This window comes from Spongiactinospora gelatinilytica (assembly GCF_003236385.1).
Taxonomy (GTDB): Bacteria; Actinomycetota; Actinomycetes; order Streptosporangiales; family Streptosporangiaceae; genus Spongiactinospora; species Spongiactinospora gelatinilytica.
In genome coordinates this window covers 1-7,188 of the sequence record NZ_POUA01000388.1, presented here as the reverse complement: position 1 = coordinate 7,188, position 7,188 = coordinate 1, and the positions used below count along the sequence as shown (strand labels likewise).

Below are 7,188 nucleotides of genomic sequence, written 5' to 3'. Positions count from 1 at the left end.
GCGACGTGCCGGGCGACCGCCAAAGCACCCCCGTGATCCTCCTCCACGGCGGCCCCGGCGCGCCTGACGCGAAGCCGTCTCCGCTGGAGCCCGCGCTCACCTCCGCCGGTTTCGACGTGTACGCCCACCACCAGGTGGGGGCGGGCCTGTCCAACCGCCTGCCCGACGCGAGCGGATACACGGTCGCCCGGCACGTCGCCGACCTGGATGCGCTCAGGGTCGCGATCCGCGCAGACCGCGTCGTACTGGTCGGTACCTCGTGGGGCGCCACGCTCACCGCCGCCTACCTGGCCGCGCACCCCGACCGGGTGGCCCGCGCGGTCGTGACCTCGCCCGGGATGATCTGGTCTTCCGCCTTCCCCGGCGACCGGCACATGACGGCGAGCGGGTTGCGCGACCAGACCGGGGTGCTGTGGGACCGCCACCCGCGACTGCTGCTCTCCGCCGTACTCGTGGAGGTCGCCGGGCCGCGCGCCACCCGGGCGTGCCGGACGAGGCGATGGACGGTGAGTTCCAGTCCTTCGTCGGCGAACTCGATCTGCGGTCAGGATGTCCATCCCGATCGGCGGGGAGGCCGCAGCCGGGGTTCGGATACTGGGCCAACGTCATGAGCGTGCGCGACGCCGCCCGCGTCGCCGATCCCCGGCTTGCGCTGCGCCGCGTCGCCGTGCCCGTGCCCGTGCTGGTGCTGCGCGGCTCGTGCGACTACCTGGCGCCCGAGGTCGCCCGGGAGTACGCCGACGTACTGCCGAACGCCGTCTTCCGCGCGATCGACGGCGCCGGGCACGACATCGGCGACGACCGGCCGGAAAGGTACCGGGAGCTGGTCACCAGGTTCCTGCGCGGTGAGAGCCCGTGACCCGGCCTAGGAGGACCACTCCGGGGCCAGGATCGAGTGGACCACGGAGTCGCGGTACGAGCCGCCGATCAGCAGGTGCCCCCGGACGCGGCCTTCCTCGATCATGCCCAACCGGCCCATGACGTGCCCGGACACCACGTTCTGCGGTGACCGCGCCCCCCACACCCGATACAGCCCGAGATCGTCGAACCCGAGGCGGAGCAGCAGCCGGGCCAGCTCCGTGCCGAGCCCGCGTCCCCACAGATCGGCCCGCAACGTGAACCCGATCTGCCCGCTGTTCTGTCCCGGATGCTGGGTGTCGATGGCCAGGCGGGCGAACGAGACCAGCTCGTCGGTGGCCGCGTCCACGCCCGCCGGCGAGTACTCCGTGCGCGGCTCGGCCTGCGCCGCCGCGATCACGGCCTGGACGGTGGCCTCCACCTGTTCCCTGTTCCGGGGCTCGAACGACATGTGCTCGACCACCTGGGGATCACCGTAGACGCGCAGCAGGGCGTCCACGTCCCCCTCCGTGAACTCGCGCAGTCGCAGGCGCTCGGAGTCGATCGTCACGGGATGCATGCGGTGAGGTTAGCGCCCGCGCGAGAGCGCCGTACGCACTGAGACCTGACTGTACTGTTCGATCTCCTCCCGCAGGTCACGGGCCTGCGGAGTACGCGCGTACGCCGGGACGCGCAGGGCGTTGTGGACGCGCATTGCGCTCGCGACGATGCCCGCGTTGCGCTGGTCGGCGGGCAGGTCGAGCACGGGCCGCAGCGCCTCGGCCGCGCCGTCCAGGTCGCCGGTGTGAATTCGGGCGAGCGACTGATCGGCCCGCGCGCCCGCTTCGCCGCCGAACGCCCGTTCGGTCGAGTCCGCGTCGGCGTAGGCGGTCAGTGCCTCCCCGGCCAGCCGGTCGGCCCGCTGCTCGTTGCCGGGCAGCCAGACGAGGGTGTCGGCCGTGTAGTAGAGCTGACGTGGGCGGTTGAAGCTCAGCACGCCGCCGAACTCGTCCAGGTCATCGCCCTCCACCGTCTCGCGGGCGGCCTGGGCTCGATCGAGGGCCGCCTGGGCCTGCTCGCCGTCGCCGAGTACCGCCCAGGCCCGTGCCTCCTGCGCCGGTAGCCAGACCGAAGACGAACCTCGGGTACGCGAGGCGAACTCCACCCCCGCCCTCGCGTACCGGGCCGCGTCGTTCGCCGGCCCAGTAGGCGGTCAACGACTGCAAGCCGCGCGTCCACGCGCGCAGCCCGTCGTGTCCGGCGTTGTCGGCGCAGACGAACGCGGCGCGGGCCTGGGTCAGGGCGGTGTGCGGGTCGCCCATGTCGTGGCTGGCCTTGGCCAGCATGCCCGAGGTGATCCCGGCGAGCAGATACAGTTCGACGGACTCCGTTGGACGCTGGCGACCTTCGAGCAGCCGGAACGCCACATCCTGACACTCGATCAGGTCGAACAGCAGAGTCGGCAGCGGCTGTAGTAAGTAGGCCCCGGCGATGCGGGCGATCTCTTCGCGCAACTGGGTGAGCGTTTCCGGGCCGACATTGCTGGCCTCGCTGGTGGCCACGAATCTCCGTGCTCTGCGAGCGGCCATCTCTACCTCCGGTTGCAGGCCGCCGACCGGCCGCTGCCTCGGCGGCACGATCGACGAGGGGATGAGCGGTTGCGGTGTCGGCGCGGCGTCAGGTACGGCGTCGCGCGCCTGATCATCAGGTACGGCGTGACCGCCGTCGCAGCGGATGACGATCTCACGCTCGGCTGCCGGGAGCCGATCCAGCGCCTCGGGGGCGAGCAGCCGCCTGGGCGTGGTCTGGTAGATTTCCGCCAGAGCGATGATCTGAACGGCGGACGGCGGGCGCGACGAAGGCCCCGGAAATAGTTCAATCCATGACAGGCCGGCCTGTGTGATGACCGTGGTCGGTGATCGGAGTCGAATTCGGCCGGCCACCTCCTCCTGACTGAGCCCATGGGCCAGCCGGAACGACGCAAGAAGTGATCGTCCGGTTTGTGCGCGAATCTCTGCCGCTATTTCCTCCATACCGCGCCCTTGGGCGATCATTTGCGCCCTCAGCCGGTTTATCTCCTGCCTGCCCCACTGTTTCCGCATTGAGAACTCCCTGGCACGAGGCTCTGATAGCAGGTTTCCCCGCTCGCCCGGCGCAGGCAACCAGACGAATCGGACGTTCGCCGGGCCGATCGAGTGAACGGCGCTCCAGGCGAAGGATCTCGGCAGCTCAGGGGCACTGCGGTCGGTACGGAAAGCACTTCGTGACCCTTAGTGACAGCACGACTACAGATGGCATTTACTTGCGGGCGCCGCAGAGCGGCGGCGGGAGTGGTTCTCGCCGGCCCGAATCGAGCGCGACAGAGGTAACACAGAGGTAACGATGAAAGCCGGTATTCGCTCGCAGCCCTCCCAAAGATGGGCCATCTCCGCCAACCATCCGATGCTTATTCGCCCCTTTCCCGGGCAGTTCGGCCGTTGAGATGGATTCCCTCCTGCTGGCCTATCCAAGCGTCCGGACGTCGGCGGTACCTGTCTCTCCCGCCGAACGTCTGCGAGCCGCGCTCATCGCGCGCGGCATCGGGTGCGTCCGCGTCTCCGGCATCGCCGAACACACCCGGCTGTCCCTGGCCCCCGACCTCGTCGCGATCGTGGAGCGGGCGGGCCTGATCTGGTGGCGAAGCCCGCGTACCAGCCGCCGTGACCTTCCGCTGTACTGCGTGCGGTTCACGATCAAGGGCGCGGCCGACGGCCTCACCCGCGACTACGCGCTACTCCTCCGGCCGACCGTACTCGACCGCCCCGAGCTGGGACGGACCGTACTCGACCGTGCGATTCAGAAAGGACGCCCGTGACTCTGTACCCCCGCCCCCGGATGACCAGCCTCATGGAACACACCCTGGGCACGGTCACCCTCCCGGGCACCCACCGGGCCGTCGCGGTCGGCCGCCACTGGGCGGCGGCGCTGCTCGAGGCCGACGGCCGCAAGGGCAACGACGACGCCCTGCTCGTCCTGGACGAACTGGCCGCGAACGCGGTCACCCACACCCGCTCGGGTACGACGGGCGGCCGGTTCGTGGTCGCGCTGGTGGAGGCGGGGGAGGACGGCGTACGGATCGAGGTGACGGACGAAGGCGCGGACACCGTCCCGGCTCCCCGCCACGACCACACGGACGCCCTGTCAGGACGCGGCCTCCAGATCGTGGCGGCACTGGCGGCCGACTGGGGAATCCGCACCGCGGGGGAGGGGCGGATGGTGTGGGCGCTGTTGCGGTAGGACTCAGCCGACCCGCTGGAGTGCGCGGGCGCGGCGGGCGGCCACGCTCGAACCGGACTCCCCGCGCGCCATCCGCCGCAGCAGGACCGGTGCCAGGAGCAGGCCGAGCACCGCCCAGGCGCCCAGCACCCCCACAGGCTCCAGGTGCCGCCAGGACTCGCCGACCTCGACGGCGACCGCTGCGTCCGGCAGCAGGGCCGAGCGCATGCCGAGGCCCATCCAGTAGACCGGGAGGACCTGGGCGATCCATTGCAGCCACTCGGGCAGCGCGGTGAGCGGGTAGAAGATGCCGGAGATCCCGATCACGCCGAGGAATTGGAGCTGGATCAGCCCCAGGCCGCGGGCGCTGGGGAACAGCGACCCAAGTACCGCGCCCAGCGGCAGGGTCGCCAGCAGGCCGAGCACCAGCACCCAGGCCAGGATCGGCCAGGAGCCGGGGCCGAACTGCCGGTCAAGGGCTTGTTCGATCTCCCGCCTGCCGAGGCCCGCCGCGGCCAGGACGCGGTGCGCGGCGGTGCCCTCGTGGGCGGCGATCGCCAGCAGGAGGTGGTCGGCCGGGACCGGCTGACGCCGGCCAACTCGATGCTGGTCGGCACCTCGGCGGCCATGGACGTCTCGGGCAGCGGCCTGGCCGGCGTGGTGGTCCAGGCCGCGGGCGCGCCGGTGGCCATCGTGATCGACACGCTGACCTATCTGTGGTCGGCCTGGTGGCTGCGCGCGGTACCGTCCCCGGCCCCCTCGCGGGCGCAGGTGCGGACCGGGATGAACCGGCAGATCGCGGACGGGGTCCGGTTCGTGCGGGGCAACCGGGTCCTCATGGTGATCGCGGTCCAGGGGGCCATGGTCAACCTGGGCATTCCGCTGGTCACCGCGCTGCTGCCGGTACTGATCGTCGGCGAGCTGCATCTGCCCGCGTGGATGCTGGGGGCGTACTTGTCGGCGTCCGGCCTCGGCATGCTGGCGGGCTCGGCGTCGGCGCACCTGCTCTCCCGGTGGCTGGGGCAGGGGCGGGCGACCTGGCTGGTCGGCGTGTGGACGGCCCCGGCGGCACTGGCCCTGCCGTTCATCGCGCAGGGTCCGGGGCTGTGGGTGTCGGCCGCCGCGTACTTCGTGGTGACCTTCCGGATCGGCGTGAACAACGTGACGCTGACCAGCTTCCGCCAGCAGGTCACGCCGGACGCCATGCTCGGCCGGGTGAACGCCACCATGCGCGTGGTCCTGATCGGCGCGGTGGGGCTCGGCGGCCTGCTCGCGGCGCTGGTCGGCGAGCTGTACGGCGTGCGGGCGGCGCTGTGGTGCGGGGCGGTCGCGCTGGCGCTGAGCCGGGTGCCGATCGCGTTCTCCAGCACGCTCCGCCGCTGACCTCGCTGACCTATCGAAACCCCGCTAAGTGCCCTTGATCATGAAATAGCCCGAAATGAATCCAAATACCCCTTCGCTGTGCGATAACCATTGGCATGACGATTCTCCGGCCGAGATCGAGGCCGCCCGCGGAGCGCGGCGGTCCACCGGCCAAGCTGACCCGTGCCGGAAGGTCGTGGAGAGCCGGTGTCACCGCGGCCGTGGTCGCGGTGCTGCTCTACGGGACCGTCGTGGGCACCGACGACCTCTTCCCGTTCGGGCCGATGGTCCAGTTCGCGTTCAGCGTTCCGCCGGACGGGGAGATCCGCTCCCTGCACCTGGAGGCCGACACCGTGACGGGGACGCGGGTGGAGGTGCCCATCGAGCCGTGGAGCGTCGGTACGCGCCGGGCCGAGATCGAAGGCCAGATGACCCGCTACCGCCGCGACCCCTCGATGCTGCAACGCCTCGCCGTGGCGCACGGACGCCTGCGCCCGGCGCACCCCCGGCTGACCACTCTGCACCTGGTGACCCGGGTGATCAAACTGAGGGACCGCCGCCCGGCCGGCGAGTCGGAGATCGAGGAGGTCGTATGGCGGGTGCGCTGACCCGGTGGATGTTCCCGCAGGTCGCCCCGCGCCGGGTGGCGGTCCTGCGGGTGCTGGTCTACCTGTTCGTGCCGCTGGACATGCTGCTGTTCACCGCGGGGGTGTTCCAGCATCCGGGCAATCCGGGCGGATACCGTCCGGTACTCGTGGCCAGGCTCCTCGGCCTGCCCGCGCCCACCCAGGGCGTGGTGATCGCGGTGTTCGCGCTGGTGGTCATCGCCTGCCTGGTGGCCGCCACCGGTCGGCTGCCGCGCCTCGCCGGGTACGCCGTCGCGCTGGGCTTCGGCTACTGGGCGCTGATGGCGATGTCGTTCGGCAAGGTCGATCACGACCACCTGGCCCTGCTGGTCGCCCTGTTCGCGCTGCCGTCCGTGGGCGCGGTGGGGGAGCGGACCAGTGCCGAGGCCACCGGGTGGGCGATCAGGTTCGTGCAGATCGCGGTGGTGGCCACGTACTTCCTCTCCGCGTACGCCAAGATCCGGTGGGGCGGCTGGGAGTGGCCGAACGGCGCGACCTTCCAGTGGGCGGTCACCCGCAGGGGCACCTTCGTGGGGCACCTCGCCGAGCAGGTGCCCTTCTTGTTCCACCTCGGGCAGTGGGGGCTGCTGATCGCCGAGACGCTGTCGCCCGTGCTGCTGTTCCTGTCCGGCCGGGCGCTGTACGCGGGGGTCGCCTTCTTCGCGGCCTTCCACCTGATCACCTGGATGTCGATCGCCATCCACTTCCTGCCGCTGGTGGTGTGCCTGACGGCGTTCCTGCCGCTGGAACGGCTCCGCCTGCCCGGCCGCCTCGGCTTTGACCGGGGTATTCGCAAACTTGGGGCGGGGAAGGCGGGAGCGGGAAGTGTTCCTTTGGGTTAGTCCGCTATAGGGCGTATGTGGTGAAAAGTACATATTTAGGGGGAGATGCGAATTTCTCTGGGGCATGCCGTAAACGATGGATCGCACACCGTACTCGCTGGGACGAGGATCCGGCGTTCATCGGCTCGAAGGAGAAACACCAGCCCCAAGGGAGAACGACCGTGAAGAGCAGCACCGTACGTCTCGCGTCGGGCCTGGCCGTACTCGGCCTGGCCGCCGCGCTCGCTCCGCCCGCCCAGGCGTTCGCGCAGACCGCGCCCCCGCCG

At 70.8% G+C, this 7,188-nt stretch carries 11 protein-coding genes; 7 read left to right on the top strand and 4 right to left on the bottom strand.

Annotated elements, in window-relative coordinates; genetic code table 11:
- The coding region (locus C1I98_RS32535) for an alpha/beta fold hydrolase (RefSeq protein WP_146607775.1) at window positions 1-611 on the top strand (611 nt) is incomplete at its 5' end.
- Entirely contained in the window at window positions 608-859 is a 252-nt protein-coding gene (locus C1I98_RS32530) for an alpha/beta fold hydrolase (RefSeq protein WP_146607774.1), read from the top strand. The genes C1I98_RS32535 and C1I98_RS32530, both read left to right, overlap by 4 nt.
- 6 nt (window positions 860-865) lie before the next feature.
- Here the strand turns inward: C1I98_RS32530 and C1I98_RS32525 are convergent, their stop codons facing one another.
- From C1I98_RS32525 to C1I98_RS44575, 3 genes are read right to left on the bottom strand one after another with little or no spacing between them, the layout of a single operon-like run.
- Entirely contained in the window at window positions 866-1,417 is a 552-nt protein-coding gene (locus C1I98_RS32525) for a GNAT family N-acetyltransferase (RefSeq protein WP_111171180.1), read from the bottom strand.
- A gap of 9 nt (window positions 1,418-1,426) precedes the next feature.
- The gene (locus tag C1I98_RS44580) at window positions 1,427-1,867 is read right to left on the bottom strand and encodes a hypothetical protein (protein ID WP_233508382.1); all 441 of its coding nucleotides are present in this window, start codon (window positions 1,865-1,867) and stop codon (window positions 1,427-1,429) included.
- Entirely contained in the window at window positions 1,854-2,780 is a 927-nt protein-coding gene (locus C1I98_RS44575) for a hypothetical protein (protein WP_233508381.1), read from the bottom strand. The genes C1I98_RS44580 and C1I98_RS44575 overlap by 14 nt, the downstream gene beginning before the upstream one ends.
- A gap of 539 nt (window positions 2,781-3,319) precedes the next feature.
- Between C1I98_RS44575 and C1I98_RS32515 the strand changes: the two genes are divergently transcribed.
- Both C1I98_RS32515 and C1I98_RS32510 read left to right on the top strand, forming a co-directional pair.
- Window positions 3,320-3,691 carry a hypothetical protein gene (locus tag C1I98_RS32515; protein ID WP_111171179.1) on the top strand — a complete coding sequence of 124 codons (372 nt, stop codon included), beginning with the start codon at window positions 3,320-3,322 and terminating at the stop codon, window positions 3,689-3,691.
- A 32-nt stretch (window positions 3,692-3,723) separates the two neighbouring features.
- A complete protein-coding gene (locus C1I98_RS32510) occupies window positions 3,724-4,113 on the top strand; it encodes an ATP-binding protein (RefSeq protein WP_111171178.1) in 390 nt (129 codons plus the stop codon).
- A gap of 3 nt (window positions 4,114-4,116) precedes the next feature.
- Here C1I98_RS32510 and C1I98_RS44570 read toward each other — a convergent pair whose 3' ends face one another.
- The gene (locus tag C1I98_RS44570) at window positions 4,117-4,581 is read right to left on the bottom strand and encodes an ABC transporter permease (protein WP_267898093.1); all 465 of its coding nucleotides are present in this window, start codon (window positions 4,579-4,581) and stop codon (window positions 4,117-4,119) included.
- Here C1I98_RS44570 and C1I98_RS32500 point away from each other — a divergent pair.
- The 3 genes from C1I98_RS32500 to C1I98_RS32490 all read left to right on the top strand — a co-directional run bounded on the left by C1I98_RS32500 (window position 4,573) and on the right by C1I98_RS32490 (window position 6,922).
- Entirely contained in the window at window positions 4,573-5,475 is a 903-nt protein-coding gene (locus C1I98_RS32500) for an MFS transporter (protein ID WP_233508379.1), read from the top strand. The two genes, C1I98_RS44570 and C1I98_RS32500, sit on opposite strands and share 9 nt — an antisense overlap.
- Before the next feature lie 95 nt (window positions 5,476-5,570).
- The gene (locus tag C1I98_RS32495; protein ID WP_146607773.1) at window positions 5,571-6,062 is read left to right on the top strand and encodes a hypothetical protein; all 492 of its coding nucleotides are present in this window, start codon (window positions 5,571-5,573) and stop codon (window positions 6,060-6,062) included.
- Complete coding sequence (locus tag C1I98_RS32490; protein ID WP_111171176.1) at window positions 6,047-6,922, top strand: HTTM domain-containing protein; 876 nt, start codon at window positions 6,047-6,049, stop codon at window positions 6,920-6,922. The genes C1I98_RS32495 and C1I98_RS32490 overlap by 16 nt, the downstream gene beginning before the upstream one ends.
- Window positions 6,923-7,188 lie beyond the last annotated feature (266 nt).

Coding starts and splice junctions, on each gene's coding strand:
- C1I98_RS32530 (WP_146607774.1), top strand. CDS start 608: ATGAGCGTGCGCGACGCCGCCCGCGTCGCCGATCCCCGGCTTGCGCTG.
- C1I98_RS32525 (WP_111171180.1), bottom strand. CDS start 1,417: ATGCATCCCGTGACGATCGACTCCGAGCGCCTGCGACTGCGCGAGTTC.
- C1I98_RS32515 (WP_111171179.1), top strand. CDS start 3,320: ATGGATTCCCTCCTGCTGGCCTATCCAAGCGTCCGGACGTCGGCGGTA.
- C1I98_RS32510 (WP_111171178.1), top strand. CDS start 3,724: ATGGAACACACCCTGGGCACGGTCACCCTCCCGGGCACCCACCGGGCC.
- C1I98_RS32495 (WP_146607773.1), top strand. CDS start 5,571: ATGACGATTCTCCGGCCGAGATCGAGGCCGCCCGCGGAGCGCGGCGGT.
- C1I98_RS32490 (WP_111171176.1), top strand. CDS start 6,047: ATGGCGGGTGCGCTGACCCGGTGGATGTTCCCGCAGGTCGCCCCGCGC.